This window comes from Pseudomonas sp. GL_091, assembly GCF_057837725.1.
Genome location: NZ_CM174451.1, coordinates 1,653,845 through 1,671,700 on the forward strand (window position 1 = coordinate 1,653,845; position 17,856 = coordinate 1,671,700).

14 protein-coding genes are annotated in these 17,856 nt (G+C 61.9%); all 14 read left to right on the top strand.

What is annotated here, in order from left to right:
* Nucleotides 1-45: 45 nt before the first annotated feature.
* Complete coding sequence (flgG, locus tag AC3ITY_RS07550; RefSeq protein ID WP_007975316.1) at nucleotides 46-831, top strand: flagellar basal-body rod protein FlgG; 786 nt, start codon at nucleotides 46-48, stop codon at nucleotides 829-831.
* A gap of 51 nt (nucleotides 832-882) precedes the next feature.
* Entirely contained in the window at nucleotides 883-1,578 is a 696-nt protein-coding gene (flgH, locus tag AC3ITY_RS07555; protein ID WP_489308310.1) for a flagellar basal body L-ring protein FlgH, read from the top strand.
* An 18-nt stretch (nucleotides 1,579-1,596) separates the two neighbouring features.
* Nucleotides 1,597-2,706, top strand: coding sequence for a flagellar basal body P-ring protein FlgI (locus tag AC3ITY_RS07560; protein ID WP_322615251.1), 1,110 nt, complete (start codon nucleotides 1,597-1,599; stop codon nucleotides 2,704-2,706).
* Nucleotides 2,707-2,717: 11 nt separating this feature from the next.
* Entirely contained in the window at nucleotides 2,718-4,004 is a 1,287-nt protein-coding gene (flgJ, locus tag AC3ITY_RS07565; protein ID WP_489308311.1) for a flagellar assembly peptidoglycan hydrolase FlgJ, read from the top strand.
* A gap of 23 nt (nucleotides 4,005-4,027) precedes the next feature.
* A complete protein-coding gene (gene flgK, locus AC3ITY_RS07570) occupies nucleotides 4,028-6,073 on the top strand; it encodes a flagellar hook-associated protein FlgK (protein ID WP_489308312.1) in 2,046 nt (681 codons plus the stop codon).
* Between the two features lie 13 nt (nucleotides 6,074-6,086).
* Nucleotides 6,087-7,658 carry a flagellar hook-associated protein 3 gene (locus AC3ITY_RS07575; RefSeq protein ID WP_489308313.1) on the top strand — a complete coding sequence of 524 codons (1,572 nt, stop codon included), beginning with the start codon at nucleotides 6,087-6,089 and terminating at the stop codon, nucleotides 7,656-7,658.
* A 115-nt stretch (nucleotides 7,659-7,773) separates the two neighbouring features.
* Nucleotides 7,774-11,367 carry a glycosyltransferase gene (locus tag AC3ITY_RS07580; RefSeq protein WP_489308314.1) on the top strand — a complete coding sequence of 1,198 codons (3,594 nt, stop codon included), beginning with the start codon at nucleotides 7,774-7,776 and terminating at the stop codon, nucleotides 11,365-11,367.
* Nucleotides 11,368-11,647: 280 nt separating this feature from the next.
* The gene (rfbF, locus tag AC3ITY_RS07585; RefSeq protein WP_489308315.1) at nucleotides 11,648-12,421 is read left to right on the top strand and encodes a glucose-1-phosphate cytidylyltransferase; all 774 of its coding nucleotides are present in this window, start codon (nucleotides 11,648-11,650) and stop codon (nucleotides 12,419-12,421) included.
* Complete coding sequence (gene rfbG / locus AC3ITY_RS07590) at nucleotides 12,403-13,485, top strand: CDP-glucose 4,6-dehydratase (protein WP_489308316.1); 1,083 nt, start codon at nucleotides 12,403-12,405, stop codon at nucleotides 13,483-13,485. Before rfbF ends, rfbG begins: the two co-directional genes overlap by 19 nt.
* Nucleotides 13,482-14,042: a dTDP-4-dehydrorhamnose 3,5-epimerase family protein gene (locus AC3ITY_RS07595; RefSeq protein ID WP_489308317.1), complete on the top strand. Its 561-nt coding sequence runs from the start codon at nucleotides 13,482-13,484 to the stop codon at nucleotides 14,040-14,042. Before rfbG ends, AC3ITY_RS07595 begins: the two co-directional genes overlap by 4 nt.
* Entirely contained in the window at nucleotides 14,039-15,265 is a 1,227-nt protein-coding gene (locus AC3ITY_RS07600; protein WP_489308318.1) for a methyltransferase domain-containing protein, read from the top strand. The genes AC3ITY_RS07595 and AC3ITY_RS07600 overlap by 4 nt, the downstream gene beginning before the upstream one ends.
* Complete coding sequence (locus AC3ITY_RS07605) at nucleotides 15,262-16,383, top strand: DegT/DnrJ/EryC1/StrS family aminotransferase (RefSeq protein ID WP_489308319.1); 1,122 nt, start codon at nucleotides 15,262-15,264, stop codon at nucleotides 16,381-16,383. Before AC3ITY_RS07600 ends, AC3ITY_RS07605 begins: the two co-directional genes overlap by 4 nt.
* Nucleotides 16,380-17,045 carry an acetyltransferase gene (locus AC3ITY_RS07610; protein ID WP_489308320.1) on the top strand — a complete coding sequence of 222 codons (666 nt, stop codon included), beginning with the start codon at nucleotides 16,380-16,382 and terminating at the stop codon, nucleotides 17,043-17,045. The genes AC3ITY_RS07605 and AC3ITY_RS07610 overlap by 4 nt, the downstream gene beginning before the upstream one ends.
* A 30-nt stretch (nucleotides 17,046-17,075) precedes the next feature.
* Nucleotides 17,076-17,804 (top strand): cephalosporin hydroxylase family protein, encoded by a 729-nt coding sequence (locus AC3ITY_RS07615; protein WP_489308321.1) that lies wholly within the window; start codon nucleotides 17,076-17,078, stop codon nucleotides 17,802-17,804.
* The last annotated feature ends 52 nt before the right edge of the window (nucleotides 17,805-17,856 follow it).

The window sequence follows — 17,856 nt, forward strand, 5'->3', positions numbered from 1 at the left end:
TTACCAGAACGTCGCGCCGTAAAACAGGCGCACGAGGAGAATCGAATGCTTCCGGCTCTATGGGTTGCCAAGACAGGTCTGTCCGCCCAGGACACCAACCTGACCACCATTTCCAACAACCTGGCCAACGTGTCGACCACGGGTTTCAAACGTGACCGCGCCGAGTTCCAGGACCTGCTCTACCAGATCAAGCGTCAGCCAGGCGCCCAGTCGACCCAGGACAGCGAACTGCCGTCGGGTCTGCAACTGGGTACCGGTGTGCGCATCGTCGGCACCCAGAAAAACTTCACCGCCGGCAGCCTGCAAACCACCGAGCAGCCACTGGACATGGCCATCGACGGTCGCGGTTTCTTCCAGATCCTGCAACCGGACGGCACCACGTCCTACACCCGTGACGGTACGTTCCACCTGGACTCCAATGGCCAGATCGTCAACGCCAGCGGCTTTGCCCTGGAGCCGGCGATTGTCATTCCGAACGACGCGCAGACCTTCACGGTCGGTCGCGACGGCACCGTGTCCATCACCGTTGCCGGCAACCCGGCGGCCCAGGTGATCGGCAACCTGCAAACCGCCGACTTCATCAACCCGGCCGGCCTGCAGGCAGTGGGCAACAACCTGTTCCTGGAAACCGCCGCCAGTGGTGCGCCGCAAGTCGGCACTCCGGGCCTGAACGGTTTCGGCACCACGCTGCAGAACACCCTGGAAACGTCCAACGTCAGCACCGTTGAGGAGATGGTCAACATGATCACCACCCAGCGCGCCTACGAGATGAACTCCAAGGTGATCTCCACCGCCGACCAGATGCTCTCGTTCGTAACGCAGAATCTGTAATCAAGTCTATGTGCGGCCATGAGGCTGCCTGCAACACCGTGAGGTAGGGTCATGAATCGCTATGTATCTGTTCTGGCACTGAGTGGGATCACCGCGCTCGCAGGTTGCGTGCCTGCGACGCCCAAGCCTAATGACCCTTACTACGCTCCGGTGTTGCCGCGCACGCCGTTGCCGGCGGCGGCGAACAACGGTTCGATCTATCAGGCCGGTTTCGAGCAGAACCTCTACGGCGACCGCAAGGCGTTCCGGATCGGTGACATCATCACCATCACCCTGAACGAAAAGACCCAGGCCAGCAAAAATGCCAACTCGCAAATTGGCAAGAACAGCAAGACCAGCATCGGCCTGACCTCGCTGTTCGGCTCCACCCCCAACACCAACAATCCGTTTGGCAGTGGTGACCTGAGCCTGGACGCCAGCTATGAAGGCGACCGCGCGACCAAGGGTGACAGCAAGGCGGCGCAGGGCAATACCCTGACCGGTTCGATCACGGTGACCGTCGCCGATGTGTTGCCCAACGGCATCATCGCGGTACGCGGCGAGAAGTGGATGACTCTCAACACCGGCGATGAGCTGGTGCGGATTGCCGGCCTTGTTCGCGCCGATGACATCTCTACCGACAACACCGTGTCGTCGACCCGTGTCGCCGATGCGCGCATCACCTACTCGGGCACCGGTTCGTTTGCCGATGCGAGTCAGCCAGGCTGGTTCGACCGTTTCTTCCTCAGCCCGCTGTTCCCTTTCTAGGTGGCTTTCCAGTTGAGCATGTTGAACTTCAAACACCTGATGGTGGCCGCACTGATGCTGTCCGCAGCCTTCAACGCTCAAGCCGAGCGCCTGAAGGACATCGCCAGCATTTCCGGTGTGCGTTCCAACCAATTGATCGGTTACGGCCTGGTGGTCGGGCTTAACGGCACCGGCGACCAGACGACGCAAACCCCGTTCACCCTGCAGACCTTCAACAACATGCTCTCGCAGTTCGGTATCAAGGTACCGCCGGGTTCGGGCAACGTGCAGTTGAAGAACGTCGCGGCGGTATCGATCAGTGCCGATCTGCCAGCGTTCGCCAAGCCGGGGCAGCAGGTCGATATCACCGTTTCGTCCATCGGTAACTCCAAGAGTTTGCGCGGCGGCACCTTGCTGCTGACACCACTCAAAGGTATCGACGGCAACGTGTATGCCGTGGCCCAGGGCAACCTGGTGGTTGGTGGTTTCGATGCGGAAGGGCGAGACGGCTCGAAGATCACCGTCAACGTTCCGTCGGCCGGTCGCATCCCGGGTGGTGCGTCGGTGGAACGTGCGGTGCCGAGCGGTTTCAACCAAGGCAACAGCCTGACGCTGAACCTCAACCGTTCCGACTTCACCACCGCCAAACGCATCGTCGACAAGATCAACGACATGCTCGGCCCTGGCGTGGCCCAGGCCATCGACGGCGGTTCGATTCGCGTCACCGCGCCGCTCGATCCAAGCCAGCGCGTCGACTACCTGTCGATCCTGGAAAACCTCGAAATCGATCCGGGCCAGGCGGTGGCGAAAGTCATCATCAACTCCCGTACCGGCACTATCGTGATCGGCCAGAACGTCAAGGTTTCTCCGGCCGCCGTGACCCACGGCAGCCTGACCGTGACCATTACCGAAGACCCGATCGTCAGCCAGCCCGGCCCTCTGTCCAATGGCACGACGGCGGTGGTGCCGCGTTCGAAGGTCAACGCCCAGCAGGAAGCCAAGCCGATGTTCAAGTTCGGCCCAGGCACCACCCTCGACGAGATCGTACGTGCGGTGAACCAGGTCGGCGCGGCACCGGGTGACTTGATGGCGATCCTCGAAGCGCTGAAGCAGGCCGGCGCCCTGCAAGCCGACCTGATCGTGATCTGAGGACGGCCATCGTGGATATGCGCAAGAGCGGTCTGGTCAGCAGCAGCGATTCGGGCTCCTATTCGGACCTCAATCGCCTGAATCAGCTCAAGGTCGGCGACAAGAACAGCGACGGCAATATGCGCAAGGTGGCGCAGGAGTTCGAATCGCTGTTCCTCGGGGAAATGCTCAAGTCCATGCGCTCGGCAACCGAAGCGCTGGGGCAGGACAATCCACTGAACACGCCAGCCGCCAAGCAGTATCAGGAAATGTACGACCAGCAGTTGGCCGTTTCCATGTCCCGCGAGGGTGGCGGTATTGGTCTGGCGGACGTGCTGATGCGCCAGATGTCGAAGAACAAACCCATGGCGCCGGGCGAGGCGGCTGCTGCGTCGCTGGCCAAGCAAGAGGCTGCCAAGGCCGCCGTGCAAACGCCAGTGGCGGCGGGTACGGTCGCGATCAATGGGCCGCTGTCGCGGGTTAACGGCCAGCGTCCATTGTGGGCTTCGCGATCGGTCCATGCGCCGCAAGAGGCGGGTGAGGGTGGTCATCGCAATGACATGGCGCTGATCAATCAGCGACGCCTGGCATTGCCGCCGAAGCTGGCTGATCGTCTGTTGGCCGGGCTGGTGCCTTCTGCGACGACCGCAGCCACGACGACCAACAAGACACCGTTACCTGAGCGCACGACGAACACGGGTTCGGGACCGTTGTACAACGGCGACTGGCTGGCGAACGCCCAGCAGTCCTCCGGTGCCGGCATGCAGATTTACGGTCGCGCCATGGCGCAGATTCCTCTGGCGCCGGCGAAGAAAGCCTTCAATTCCGCCGACGATTTCGTCAACACCATGTTGCCGATGGCCAAGGAAGCGGCGGCCCGCATTGGTGTCGATCCGCGTTACCTGGTGGCCCAGGCGGCCCTGGAAACCGGCTGGGGCAAGTCGGTCATGCGTGCTCAGGACGGCAGCAGCAGCCACAACCTGTTCGGCATCAAGGCCGGCAATAGTTGGCAGGGCAATTCGGCGCGGGCGATCACCAGCGAATTCCGCAACGGGCAGATGGTCAAGGAGACGGCCGAGTTCCGTTCCTACGACTCCTACAAGGACAGTTTCCATGACCTTGTGACTTTGCTGCAGACCAACAATCGCTATCAAGATGTCGTGAAGTCGGCCGATAACCCAGAACAGTTTGTACGCGAGTTGCAGAAGGCCGGTTACGCAACCGACCCGGACTACGCAAGCAAGATTTCGCAGATAGCCAAGCAGATGACGAGTTACCAGAACTACGCTGCGGCGGGCGTTTCCACCACGCCTTTATAGGCACAAGGTATAAGGTCTGAATCATGAGTTTGCTCAATATCGGGATGTCGGGGCTGAGTGCTGGCCATAACTCGTTGGTGACGACCGGCAACAACATTGCCAACGTCGACACCGCCGGGTACTCGCGCCAGCAGTCTGTGCAGAGCACCAAAGGCTCGATTCAGTACGGCAACGTGTTCATTGGTACCGGCACAACGCTGGCCGATGTGCGTCGCGTGTACAACTCGTATCTCGATTCGCAGCTGCGTACCGCCACCTCGCTCGACAGCCAAGCAGCGTCGTACAACGCTCAGGCCACGCCGCTGGACGCCACGCTTTCCGATTCCAACACCGGGCTGACCGGTGTGCTGCAAAAGTTCTTCACCTCGATGCAAGGCGTTTCGACCTCGGCCACCGACGACACGTCCCGCCAGTCGGTGCTGACCGGTGCCCAGGCCCTGTCCGCTCGCTTCAATTCGATTGCCAAGCAGTTGAACGACCAGAACACCAACCTGAACGGCAGCCTCGGCGACATGGCGGATCAGGTGAACAAGCTGTCCACCACGATTGCCACGCTCAACCAGAAGATTTCTGAACTCTCCACCGGCACCAACCAGCCAAACGACCTGCTGGACTCGCGCAACGAAGCCGTGCGCCAACTGTCCGAGCTGGTCGGTACCCAGGTGGTCGAGCGTGGCAACAGCTACGACGTCTACATCGGCAGTGGCCAGCCACTGGTGGTCGGCAACACCACCAATACGCTGCAAACCGTACCGGGCAAGGATGATCCATCGCGCATGGCGCTGCAGCTCAACCGTGGCTCCAGCACCATCGACGTGACCTCGGTGGTCAGTGGTGGTGAGATCGGTGGCCTGCTGACTTACCGCAAGGAAGTGCTCGACCCATCGCTCAATGAACTGGGGCGCGTAGCCCTGGTGGTGGCCGACCAGATCAACAGCCAGCAAGCGCAAGGCATCGACAAGAACGGTGATTTCGGTGCGGCGATCTTCAACAACATCAACAGTGCCGCCCTGGTCAGTCAGCGCAGCATTGCGGCGGCGGGCAACAGTGCCGGCTCCGGCAACCTGGATGTCACCATCAAGGACACCGGCAAGCTGACCACCAGCGACTATCAGGTGACGTTCACCAGCGCGACCGACTACTCCGTCAAGCGCTCGGACGGCACCGACATGGGCGCGTTCAGCACCACGACGACACCGGCTCCGGTGATCGACGGCTTCAGCCTGAACCTCAACGGCGGTGCGCTGAGCGCCGGCGACTCGTTCAAGGTGACGCCGACCCGTGGTGCGGCGGCCGGTATCCAGACCGTGCTCACCGACCCGAAAAAAATCGCCGCGGCAGCACCCTTGACCGGCGTGACCAATGCCAACAACACCGGCACCTACACCCAGCCGACGCTGACCAGCACCATCGATATCTACAACCCGGCGGCCCAGGCAGAAATGCAGACCGCGCTCAAGAACTCGACACCGGTCAAACTGGTGTTCGGCGCGGCCAGCGGCGGTAGCCAGAGCTACAACATGGTCGATGCCAAGGGCAACTCGATCGGCACCGGCACCATCGTTCCCGGTCAGAGCAACACCCTGAACCTGAAAGTGGGCATGGTCGATGCCACCGGTGCTCCGGTCATGGACACCAGCGTCACGCCAGCCGTGCAGAAAACCTTCACCGTGCAGACCTCGGTCGGCGCCACGCCAGCCAGCGGCGAAAGCTTCACCATCAACCTGACGGGCGCTGCGTCTTCGGACAACCGCAACGCTCAAGCGCTGGTGGGGCTGCAAACCAGACAGACCGTAGACACCGGAACGGCGAGCAAGGGCATCAGCCTGACCGATGCCTACAACAAGCTGGTGACCAATGTCGGCGCCAAGGCTGCCCAGGGTAAGTCCGACAGCGACGCCACCACGGCGATCCTGGACAACGCCAAAGGGGCACGGGATTCGAACTCCGGGGTCGACCTGGATGAAGAAACCGGCAACCTGGTCAAGTACCAGCAGTACTACACCGCGTCTTCGCAGATCATCAAGGCTGCGCAGGAAATTTTCACCACGCTGATCAACAGCCTTTAAGGAGTCGTAATTCATGCGCATTTCCACCGCCCAGTATTACGAAATCACCGCTGCCAACTACCAGCGCAACTTCAACAAGGCCATCGCGACCAGCAACGAAATCAGCAGCCAGATCCGCGTCAACACTGCCGCCGATGATCCGATCGGTGCCGGTCGTTTGCTGCAACTGGGTCAGCAGAGCGCGATGTTTGGTCAGTACGGCACCAACATCAACACCACCAAGAGTGCGTTGAGCCTGCAGGAAACGACGCTCGACTCCATCGGTACCGCTTTGCAGCGCGCCAAGGAACTGGCCCTCGCCGCCAGCAATGGCATTGCCACCGACACGGACCGCAAGGCCTATGCGTCGGAGTTGGGCCAGATCCAGCAACAAGTGCTGGGCCTGATGAACTCCAAGGATGCTAACGGCAACTACCTGTTCTCCGGTTCGAAAACCGACACCGCGCCTTACTCGCAGAACTCGGACGGCACCTACAGCTACAACGGTGACCAGACCACCATCGACCTTGGCATTGGCGATGGCATGACGGTCGGGACCAACACCACTGGCTGGGATGCGTTCCAGCAGACCATCAATACCAGTCGCACCCAGACCACCATGACCGCTCCGGCGGTGGATGACGGTCGCGTGGTGCTGTCCAACGGTACAGTCGGCACCAGCTCCACCTACAACGCCAAGTTCACGGGCGGCCAGCCCTACACCGTCAGCTTCCTCAGCAGCACCCAATTGAAGATCACCGACGCGCTGGGCAATGACGTGACCACCGAAGCCAGCCAGAACGGTGTCATCAGCAACTCCAACGGTGCCAACCAGACGGTCAGTTTCCGTGGCGTTGATCTGAAACTGAACATCAACCTCAAAACCGGTGATACCAATCCGGATGCGGTGATCGCCGGTCACAGTTTCAATCTGTCTTCCACGTCGGACACCTTCAACACCTCGCGCAGCGCCGGTAACCCGTCGACCGCGGTGATCACCGGTTCCAGCGTGACCAACCCGACGGATTACACCAACGCCTTCCCGTCGGGCGGGGCGATCCTCAAGTTCACCAGCGCCACCAATTTCGACCTGTATGCCGCGCCGATCACTGCCGACAGCAAGCCGGTGTCGTCGGGCACCGTGGCGGGCGGCAACGCCACCGCGGCGGGCGTGACCTTTGCCCTGGGCGGTGGCGCCCCGGCGTCCGGCGACCAGTTCGTGATTCAGTCCAACAACCATCAGACCCAGAACGTGCTCGACACCCTGGGCCAGATGATCACCGCGCTGAACACGCCGATCGACGGCGACCCGGTGGCCAAGCAGAAGTTACTGGGGGCCATGGAGTCGGGAATGGGCAACATCGACAGTGCCGCCAACCAGATCGGCTCAGCCATCACCACGATCGGTGCCCGCGGTCAGGCACTGGATAACCAGGCCGCGACCAACGAGAGCCTGACCCTGGCGAACAGCGCCAGCCAGAAGTCGATTCGCGATTCGGACCCGGCTGAAGCCATGACTCGCCTGACCTTGCAGCAGACCATGTTGCAGGCGGCGCAGCTGGCGTTCAGCAAGATTTCCCAGTTGGGCCTGTTCAACAAGATCTGACGGTGGTCGGGCGCGCAGGCGCCCGATGGCCTTGCCCCTTCAGTATTTATCGTCTTTTTTGCGGTAACAAAGGGCTCGCTTTTCAGGGCGGGCTCGCGCCGCCTGTGAGCCCGCCGTGAATTCACTTCCGCTTGTCAGCCTGGTCATTCCCGCCTTCAATCCACGCTTTTTCGGTCGTGCCTTGCACACGGCTGTGAGCCAGAGCTACGGCAATCTGGAGATCATCGTTTGCGATGACAGTCGTGGTCAGGAGATCGAAGACATCGTGGCGTCGCTGGTCGAGCAGGGCGCGACCGTGCGCTATGTGCGTAACGAACGCACCCTGGGGTTGGTGGGTAACCTGCAAGCTTGCCTGGAGCAGACGCAGGGCGAGTACATCAAGTTTCTTTGTGATGACGACCAGTTGTTTTCCGCCTGCATCGAGCGTCAGGCCCAGGTGCTCATCGATTGTGCCGACGTCAACCTGGTGGTCGCCCAGCGCCTGCTCTGGGATGCCGACGATATGCCGCTGCCTTCGCGCCTGGAAAACACCCCGCTTTCCCCGGTGGGCGGGGTGTTCAAGGGCGAGGACCTGCTGGCGATCTTCGAAAACTTCCCGGTCAATATCCTCGGTGGTTTCAGCAATGCGATGTTCCGTCGGGCTGACGTGCTCGAACTGTTCCCGGCACTGACGCAGCCCGGCCATTGCTTCGTCGCGACCCTCGATTTTGCCTTGTACGTCTGCCTGATGCGGCGCGGCAATCTGGCGGTGTCCAATCACGTGCTCGGCGTCGAGCGCCTGTACCCCGAACGTCTGAGCAGCCAGCAGTCGATGAAGGACGCGGCCGAAACCGAACGGCAATGGCTGTCGCAGATGCTCAAGGCCCGTAGCGGCGAATCAGCGCCGGCCCAGGGTTGGGTGCGCTATGTGCCACTGACCAAAGTGGACGAGTCACCGCGGGTATGGGAAGAGTTGCCGTTGAGCCGGACCCTGGGCACCAAGCAGACCACCCAGGACTGGCATGTCGGCATCGCCAGTGTCAGTTTCGCGCAACTGTATGCCCAGTGGCTGGCGTGCCGCAGTCTCACCGACGGTCAGCGCGAGCTGCTGGCGGATACATTGGAGGCTTGGCCAAGCAGACCCAAAATCGTTCCGGTCATCATCGACGAGCAAGGCAGCCGTTCGGTACTGGAGCTCACCCTGCAGTCGCTGGCGGATCAGGATTACCCCCCTGAACTGACGCTGGTGCTGTCGGCATCGTGCACAGAAGCTGTGCTGGATGAGCGTGTGTTCCGCTTGCCGTTGCAGGACGGCTGGCAGCAGCAGATCAACGTCCTGTTGCCGCAACTGGAAGGCATTGGCTGGTTTTATCTGCTGCGTGCCGGTGATCGCCTGGTGGCGCCGGCCTTGCTGGTCATGGCCGAGCGGATTGCGTTGTCGCGCACGCTGACCTGCCTGTACAGCGACGAAGGTGGGTTGCATCAGGGTGAGTCGGCCGAACCTGCATTCAAGCCGGACTTCAACCTGGACTTGATGCGCAGCTATCCCTACGTGGGGCGAGCGCTGGCATTCGAGCGCGAGCAGTTCCTGGCGCTGGGCGGTTTCGATTCGGTGTACGGCGAACTGGCGCCACACGATGTGTTATGGCGCATGGTCGAGAGTGCTGGCACGCACGTGGTCGGGCACATTTCGGAGGTGTTGCTGGAGTCGGCGTTCGACCTGGCCAAATGGCTGTCGCTGCCGCAAGTGGTGGACACCAATCCGCGGTTGCTTGAGGCGCACTTGCAGCGCCTGGGTGTCGCCCACGATATTCGCCAGGGCAGTTCCGCGCTGCTCAATCGGGTCGACTATCACCATGCTGATCGGCCGCTGGTGTCGATCGTTATCGTCAGCAAGGATCAGACCCTGGCGCTGCAACGCTGTGTCGAGAGTCTGCTGGAGAAAACCGCCTACGGCGAATACGAGTTGCTGTTGGTGGATAACGGCAGCGAGAGCGCCGAGGCGCTTGACTGGTTCGCCGGCATGGCGCAGTTGGGCAGTGAGCGGATCCGGGTGCTGCGCTGCGAGTTGCAGGGTAATGCGGCGGCGGTGCGCAACTTCGCCGTGCAGCAGGCCGCTGGCGAGTACGTGCTGATGCTCAACCCCTACACGGTGATCACCCAGGCGCAATGGCTGGGCGAGTTGCTCAATCATGCACAACGTCCGGAAGTCGGTGTAGTGGGGGCCAAGCTGTTCAACCCCGATGGCCGCGTGCTGCATGCCGGCCTGATTCTCGGGTTGCAAGGGCCGGCCGGCATGCCGTTCCATGGTGAGATGCTGCACGCAGCGGGGTACATGTACCGCTTGCAGGTCGCTCACAATTACAGTGCCGTCGGCGGCGATTGCCTGATGGTACGCAAGGCGGTCTTTGACGCAGTCGGCGGCCTGGACGAGCAGGGCCTGGCGCAATCCCTCAACGAGGTGGACCTGTGCCTGCGGGTTGGCCAGGAAGGTTATCTGGTGGTGTGGACGCCTCACGCGCAACTGGCCTTGGGCGCGCAACCGGCGGTGGCTGCGCAAGAAGGTGACCAGGCCCGGGGCGAGCAGGAGCAGGAAGTCTTCTATAAGCGCTGGCTGCCGATCGTGGCCCGTGATCCGGCCTACAACACCAACCTGGCGTTGCAGGGATTGGGCGGGGCAAGCTTCAGTCTCGAGCCGGGCTTGCGATCCGGTTGGAGCCCGTTTTCCAAGGCTCAGCTGCCGAAGATTCTCGCGTTGCCGGTCAACGCGTCCGCCATCGGCCATTACCGGGTCACGCAGCCGCTGATCGAGCTGGAGGCCGCCGGCAGGGCGCACGGGCGGATTCATTACAACCTGCCGACCATCATCGAAGTCGAGCGCCATTCGCCTGACGTGATCATCTTGCAGGGGCGCTATTCCGAAGGTCCGATCAACGAAATCCCGAGCCTGCAAAAATACTCCAGCGCGCGACGTATCTATGAGCTGGATGACTTCGTGATCAACGTTCCGCACCGCAATGCGCATATCCGCAATATGCCGGGCAAGGACGAAATGGAGGCGCTGGTGCGGCGTGCCATCGGCATGTGCGATCGCGTGGTGGTCTCCACCGAGCCGCTGGGTAACGCGCTGTCGGACATGCATCAGGACATTCGCGTGGTGCCCAACATGTTGGCGTCGCACTTGTGGACCGACCTGCGCAGTCAGCGCAGAACCTCGAAAAAGCCCCGGGTCGGCTGGGGTGGCGGCACCAGCCACCACGGTGACCTGGCGGTCATCGCCGATGTGGTTCGCGAACTGGCCAATGAAGTCGACTGGGTCTTCTTCGGCATGTGCCCGGACGATTTGCGCCCGTACATGCATGAGTTTCACGGGGTGATCGGGCTGGATGTGTACCCGGCCAAACTGGCCAGCCTGAACCTGGATCTGGCATTGGCGCCGTTGGAGTTCCACATCTTCAACGACTGCAAGAGCAACCTGCGCCTGCTGGAGTATGGCGCTTGCGGTTACCCGGTAATTTGCACCGACACCGAAGCCTATCGCGGCTACCTGCCGTGCACCCGGATCAAGACCAACTCCACGGATGAATGGCTGCAAGCGATCCGCATGCACCTGGACGATCCGGACGCCAGCTATCGCATGGGCGATGAGTTGCGCGAGATCGTGCTGCGTGACTACGTGCTGCGCGGCGACAATTTGCGCTACTGGGAAAATGGCTGGCTGGCGGACTGACCGTTCGCGCACCCATCCCGACCAGGCAGGCGACGTTGAGTCGCCTGCCTTTTTTTTGCCGCCAGACTTTGCAATCAGCGTTGAAGATGCCCGCCAAGCATTGCCCGGTAACGGATTGAAAGAGCTGGCGCGTTTCCTGCAAGTCCCCCTTATATCGCCATAAAACGAGCACTTCCGGTGAGTACGGATGCGCCCTGAACGGCGGCAGGTTTAACCCGGATGGCCCGCAAAAGCTTGATACAGCTTGGCTGAGCCCTGTGACGAACAAGAGAGGAAGGGGATGAAGGCAGTTATTTTGGCGGGTGGCCTGGGTACGCGGATCAGCGAGGAGTCGCACCTCAAGCCCAAGCCGATGATCGAGGTCGGCGGCAAGCCAATTCTCTGGCACATCATGAAGCAGTACTCCGCCCACGGAATCCACGATTTCGTGATCTGCCTTGGCTACAAGGGCTATGCGATCAAGGACTTCTTCGCCAACTACTTTCTGCACACCTCTGACGTCACGTTCGACATGTGCAACAACCGCATGGATGTTCACCAGAACTACAGCGAGCCATGGCGCGTCACGCTGATCGACACCGGCGAAGAGACCATGACCGGCGGCCGTTTGCGCCGCGCCCGCCGCTACCTCGAAGACGAAAAGGCTTTCTGTTTTACCTATGGCGACGGCGTGTCGGACCTCAACATTGGCGCGTTGGTGGACTTCCATCTCCAGCACGGAAAACTGGCGACCGTCACCGCAGTGCAACCACCAGGCCGGTATGGCGCGCTCAATCGCGATGGCGATCGTGTCCTGGGCTTCACCGAAAAACCTCGCGGCGACGGTGGCTGGATCAATGGCGGGTTCTTCGTCCTGTCGCCCAAGGTGCTGCCGCTGATCGACGGCGACGACACCTCGTGGGAATCCGGTCCGCTGGACGGCCTGGCCGAGCGCGGTGAGCTCATGGCGTTCCAGCACGACGGTTTCTGGCAACCGATGGACACCCTGCGTGACAAGAATCACCTGGAAGCGTTGTGGCAGAGCGGGGAGGCCCCATGGAAGCAATGGGGCTGAGCCCGCAATTCTGGCGCGGCAAGCGGGTGCTGGTCACCGGCCACACCGGTTTCAAGGGCAGTTGGCTGACGTTGTGGCTGCAAAGCCTGGGTGCCGAGGTCAGCGGGTTTTCCCTCGATCCGTCCACCGAGCCGAGCCTGTTCGGGCTGGCCCGCGCTCACGAAGGCATCAATGATCAGCGCGGCGATCTGCGTGACCTCGGGGCCTTGCTGGAGCTGATCACCGAGACCCAGCCGGAAATCGTCCTGCACCTGGCGGCCCAGCCGCTGGTGCGCGAAGGTTATCGCGACCCGTTGGGCACGTACTCCAGCAACGTCATGGGCACGCTCAATCTGCTCGAAGCGATCCGTCAGGTGGGCGGTGTGCGCGCCTGCGTGCTGGTGACCACCGACAAGGTCTACGCCAATCAGGAATGGCTGTGGCCGTACCGCGAAAACGAAGCGCTGGGCGGTCACGATCCCTACAGCAGCAGCAAGGCGTGCTGCGAATTGCTGGCGCAATCCTATGCCGCCTCGTTCTTTGCGCCTGAAAAGCACGCCGAGCACGGTCTGGCGCTGGCCACGGCGCGCGCCGGCAATGTGCTCGGCGGTGGCGATTTCGCCCCGGAGCGGCTGATTCCCGACGTGCTGCGGGCGTGGTCGGCCGATGAACCCGTGACCTTGCGCTATCCGCAGGCGGTACGCCCATGGCAACACGCGCTGGAACCGCTGGCCGGCTATCTGCAACTGGCGGCCGGCCTGTATGAGCAAGGCCCGCAATTCGCCGGGGCGTGGAATTTCGGTCCCGGCGAGACGGACATGTGCAGCGTCGGTGAAGTGGTCGAACTGCTCGCCAGCCGCTGGCCGCAGGCGCGCGGGCTACGCATCGAACCGAGCGATTTGCATGAGGCCGGCCTGCTGCGCCTGGACAGCAGCCGCGCCCGTCAATTGCTCGGCTGGCAACCGCGCTGGTCGTTGCAGCAGTGCCTGACCCAGACCCTGGATTGGCATCTGGCGTGGCAGAACGGCGATGACATGCGCGCCATCAGCCTGGCGCAATTGAACCTGTACCGAGGCGCGTTGTGAGTGAATTTCTGCTGAAGGCGTTGCCGCTGAGCGGTTTGTTCTGCGTGCAGCACAAACGCTTCGAGGACGGGCGCGGGCACTTTTCCCGGTTGTTTTGCGAAGGCAGCCTCGGTGCGTTTGGCCAGGCGTTTCATATCCGCCAGATCAATCACTCCTGCACCCGCGAACGCGGCAGCGTGCGTGGCCTGCATTACCAGAATGCCCGTGCGCCGGAAGCCAAGTTGATCACCTGCCTGCGCGGTGAAGTCTGGGATGTCGCGGTGGATCTGCGTCCCGACTCCGAGACCTTCCTGCACTGGCACGCCGAACACTTGCGTGCCGGCGATGGCCGCAGCCTGTTGATTCCGGCCGGGTTCGCCCACGGCTTCCAGACCCTGAGCGCCGACGCCGAGCTGCTTTACCTGCACAGCAACGACTACACGCCGGAACACGAAGGCGGGTTGTCGGTGCTCGATCCACGGCTGGCGATTGCCTGGCCGTTGCCTGTCAATAATCTGTCGGCGCGCGATGCGAGTCATCCGGCGCTCGATGAACACTTTGCCGGAGTGCGTCTATGAACTGCCGTGGTTGCGCGACTGCGCTGACCCTGCCGCTGATCGACCTGGGCACCTCGCCGCCGTCCAACGCCTACGTGCGTGTCGACCAGCTGGAGCAGGCCGAACAATGGGTGCCACTGAAGGTTGCCGTGTGCCAGCAATGCTGGCTGGTGCAAACCGAGGATTACACCAGCGCCGACAGCCTGTTCGATGCCGAGTACGCCTATTTCAGTTCGTTCTCCAGCACCTGGCTGGCCCATGCCGAGCGTTATGTGGCCGAGATGGTCGAGCGCTTCGGCCTGAGCGCCGACAGCCGTGTGGTGGAAGTCGCGGCCAACGACGGTTACCTGTTGCAGTACGTGGCCAGGCGCGGCATCCCTTGCCTGGGCGTCGAGCCGACCCGCAGCACCGCGCAAGCGGCGCGGGAAAAAGGCCTGGAGATTCGTGAACTGTTTTTCGGTCGCGACACCGCCGCGCAGCTGAAAAACGAAGGCTGGGGCGCCGACCTGATGGCCGCCAACAACGTGCTGGCCCACGTCCCGGACATCAATGATTTTCTTGGCGGTTTCGCGACCCTGCTCAAGCCGACGGGTGTGGCGACCTTCGAGTTTCCGCAACTGCTGACGCTGATGGCTGGTCAGCAGTTCGACACGCTGTACCACGAGCATTATTCCTACCTGTCGCTGACCGCTGTGCAGACCTTGTGCGAGCGCAATGGCCTGCAAGTGTTCGACGTCAGTCAGCTCTCGACCCATGGCGGTTCGCTGCGGGTGTTCGTCCAGCGCCTGGACGGCGGGCGTCGCGAAGTACAACCGGCGGTCCGGCAACAACTGCAGGCGGAACTCGCCGCCGGGGTGAAAACCCCTGAGTTCTACGCGACCCTGGCGCCCGCCGCCGAGCGCATCAAGCATGGCCTGATGCGCTTCTTGTTGCAGGCCAAGGCCGATGGCAAGCGCGTGGTCGGCTACGGCGCCGCCGCCAAGGGCAACACCCTGCTCAACTACGCCGGGGTCAAGCCGGACCTGCTGGCCTGGGTGGCCGATGCCAACCCGCACAAGCAAGGCAAGTACCTGCCCGGTAGCCGCATTCCGATCGTGTCGCCGGCACAGATCGACATCGAAAAACCGGACTACGTGCTGGTACTGCCGTGGAACCTGCTGGATGAGATCACCCAGGCCTTTGCCGGCATCCGTGCATGGGACGGTCGTTTTGTCATTGCCATTCCCGAGTTGATCATTCGATGAGCCGAATTCATTACACCAAACCCAGTGTCGGTGAGCTGGAAGCTGACTACGTACTCGATGCCGTCCGCCATGGTTGGGGAGAGCGCTGTTACGAGTACCTGACGCGCTTCGAAAAGTCCTTTGCCGAGCACCTGGGTGCGACGTACGCGATTGCAACGTCCAGTTGTACCGGCGCGCTGCACATGGGCATGGCGGCGCTGGGCATCGGTGCCGGCGATGAGGTGATCCTCGCCGATACCAACTGGATCGCCTCGGCCGCGCCCATCACCTATCTAGGCGCAACGCCGGTGTTCGTCGACGTGCTGGCCGACAGTTGGTGCCTCGACCCGCAGCAGGTCAGGCGGGCGATCACCCCACGAACCAAAGCGATTCTGGCGGTGCATCTCTACGGCAATCTCTGCGACATGGATGCGTTGCTGGCCATCGGTCGCGAGTTTGGCCTGCCGGTCATCGAAGACGCGGCCGAGGCGATCGGCTCGCAGTGGCGTGGTCAGGCAGCCGGTTCGCTGGGCGCGTTCGGTGCGTTTTCCTTTCACGGCACCAAGACCATGACCACTGGCGAAGGCGGCATCTTCGTGACGTCGGACAAAGCCCTGTATGACCGTGTACTGACCCTGTCCAACCATGGCCGGGTGGCCGGCAGCAGCAAACAGTTCTGGCCGGATTTCCTCGGTTTCAAATACAAGATGAGCAACCTGCAAGCGGCCGTCGGTTGCGCACAGGTCGAGCGGATCGACGAGTTGATCGAACGCAAGCGAGCGATCTTTGCCCACTACGCCCAGGCGTTGGCGTCGTTGCCGGGCTTGTCCATGAACCCTGAGCCCGAACACGCGCGCAACGGTTACTGGATGCCCACCGTGGTCTTTGACCGCGAGCTGGGGATCACGCGGGACATGTTGAGCGCAGCCTTCCAGGCCGCCGATATCGACGCGCGGGTGTTCTTCTGGCCGCTGTCGTCCTTGCCGATGTTCAGCCAACTGACGGCCGACTCGCCCGTGGCGCATTCGCTGCCGGAGCGCGCGATCAATCTGCCGAGTTACCACGACATGACCGATGACGATCAGCACCGGGTCATCGAGGTGCTGCGCGTGCTGGTACTCAAAAGGACGCGGCTATGAAGGTTTACCTGCTGGGGGCGGCCAATCCTGAAGCGGTACGGATGATCCTCACCCTGCAACGCAGCCAGCCGGAGGTGCAGTTCGCCTTTCTCGATAACGATCCGGCCAAGCAAGGCACGTTGTTTCATGGCGTGCCGGTGGTGGGTGGTACCGACAAGGTGGCCGAGCTGAAAGGCCCCGACACACGCTTTGTCAATCTGATCACCGGCAGCACGGCGCTGCGTTACCGGACCACCTGCGAGATCGTCGAGGCCGGTGGCATCCTGGGCAACTTCATCCACCCAGGCATCGATCTGACGATGATCACCATGGGCGTCGGCACCTATCTGCAAGAGGGCGTGATCATGCAGGCGCAAGTCAGCCTGGGTGACAACACCAGTATCAGCGCCGGCAGCGTAGTCGGGCATGAGGGGCAGGTCGGCCATTCGGTGTTCATGGCGCCGGGTGTCTGCATTGCCGGTTGTGTCGTGATCGGTGACGGCACCTTCATCGGCACCAACGCCACGATCCTGCCGCGTTTGCGCATCGGTCGTTGGGTCACCATCGGTGCGGGCGCCGTGGTGACCAGAGACGTTCCAGACTATGCGGTTGTGGTGGGCAGCCCCGCCAGGACCATCAAGACCAATCCTGCTTCCTTTCAAGACGGTCGGGTTTTCAAGTAACCACCGCGACTAATTTCCGGAGAGTCTGTAATGAATCCTCATGAGCAGTTTCGTGAAGAAGTAAAAGACAACATCGAAGGCCTGCAACAGGACAAAGCCTTGCAAGCCACATCGCTGGACTGGGTTGGCACCACAGCCAAACATAAGTACACCTACAACTTCAGCTGGATGGGCCGCCCGATCATTCAGTTCCCCCAGGACATGGTCGCCATGCAGGAGATCATCTGGGCGCTGCGGCCGGACATCATCGTCGAGACCGGTATCGCCCACGGCGGCTCGCTGGTGTTTTACGCCTCGATGCTGGAACTGATCGGCCATGGCCAAGTGCTGGGCGTCGACATCGATATCCGCCAGCACAACCGTGAGGCAATCGAAGCGCACCCGATGAGCAAGCGGATCCGGATGATCCAGGGTTCGAGCATTGATCCGGCGATCGTCGAGCAGGTTCGCCAGCGCGTCGAAGGCAAGAAAGTGCTGGTGGTTCTGGACTCCAACCACACCCACGAACACGTACTGGAAGAACTGCGGGCCTATGCACCGATGACCTCGGTGGGCAGCTACTGCGTGGTGATGGACACCGTGGTTGAAGACATGCCGGAAGACGCCTTCCCGGACCGTCCGTGGGGCAAGGGCGACAACCCGAAAACCGCGGTATGGGCCTACCTGGAAGAAAACCGCGACTTTGAAATCGACCAGGCCATTCACAGCAAGCTGCTGATCACCGTCGCGCCGGATGGCTACCTGCGTCGCGTGCGGTAATCGACAAGACATCGTTGGGTTTTTTCGGCGATTCGCCGTTGTGGGGAAATGT

Bases quoted from the DNA above. Each gene is read 5' to 3' on its own strand.
- flgG (WP_007975316.1), top strand. From the start codon at position 46: ATGCTTCCGGCTCTATGGGTTGCCAAGACAGGTCTGTCCGCCCAGGAC.
- flgH (WP_489308310.1), top strand. From the start codon at position 883: ATGAATCGCTATGTATCTGTTCTGGCACTGAGTGGGATCACCGCGCTC.
- AC3ITY_RS07560 (WP_322615251.1), top strand. From the start codon at position 1,597: ATGTTGAACTTCAAACACCTGATGGTGGCCGCACTGATGCTGTCCGCA.
- flgK (WP_489308312.1), top strand. From the start codon at position 4,028: ATGAGTTTGCTCAATATCGGGATGTCGGGGCTGAGTGCTGGCCATAAC.
- AC3ITY_RS07575 (WP_489308313.1), top strand. From the start codon at position 6,087: ATGCGCATTTCCACCGCCCAGTATTACGAAATCACCGCTGCCAACTAC.
- rfbF (WP_489308315.1), top strand. From the start codon at position 11,648: ATGAAGGCAGTTATTTTGGCGGGTGGCCTGGGTACGCGGATCAGCGAG.
- rfbG (WP_489308316.1), top strand. From the start codon at position 12,403: ATGGAAGCAATGGGGCTGAGCCCGCAATTCTGGCGCGGCAAGCGGGTG.
- AC3ITY_RS07600 (WP_489308318.1), top strand. From the start codon at position 14,039: ATGAACTGCCGTGGTTGCGCGACTGCGCTGACCCTGCCGCTGATCGAC.
- AC3ITY_RS07605 (WP_489308319.1), top strand. From the start codon at position 15,262: ATGAGCCGAATTCATTACACCAAACCCAGTGTCGGTGAGCTGGAAGCT.
- AC3ITY_RS07610 (WP_489308320.1), top strand. From the start codon at position 16,380: ATGAAGGTTTACCTGCTGGGGGCGGCCAATCCTGAAGCGGTACGGATG.
- AC3ITY_RS07615 (WP_489308321.1), top strand. From the start codon at position 17,076: ATGAATCCTCATGAGCAGTTTCGTGAAGAAGTAAAAGACAACATCGAA.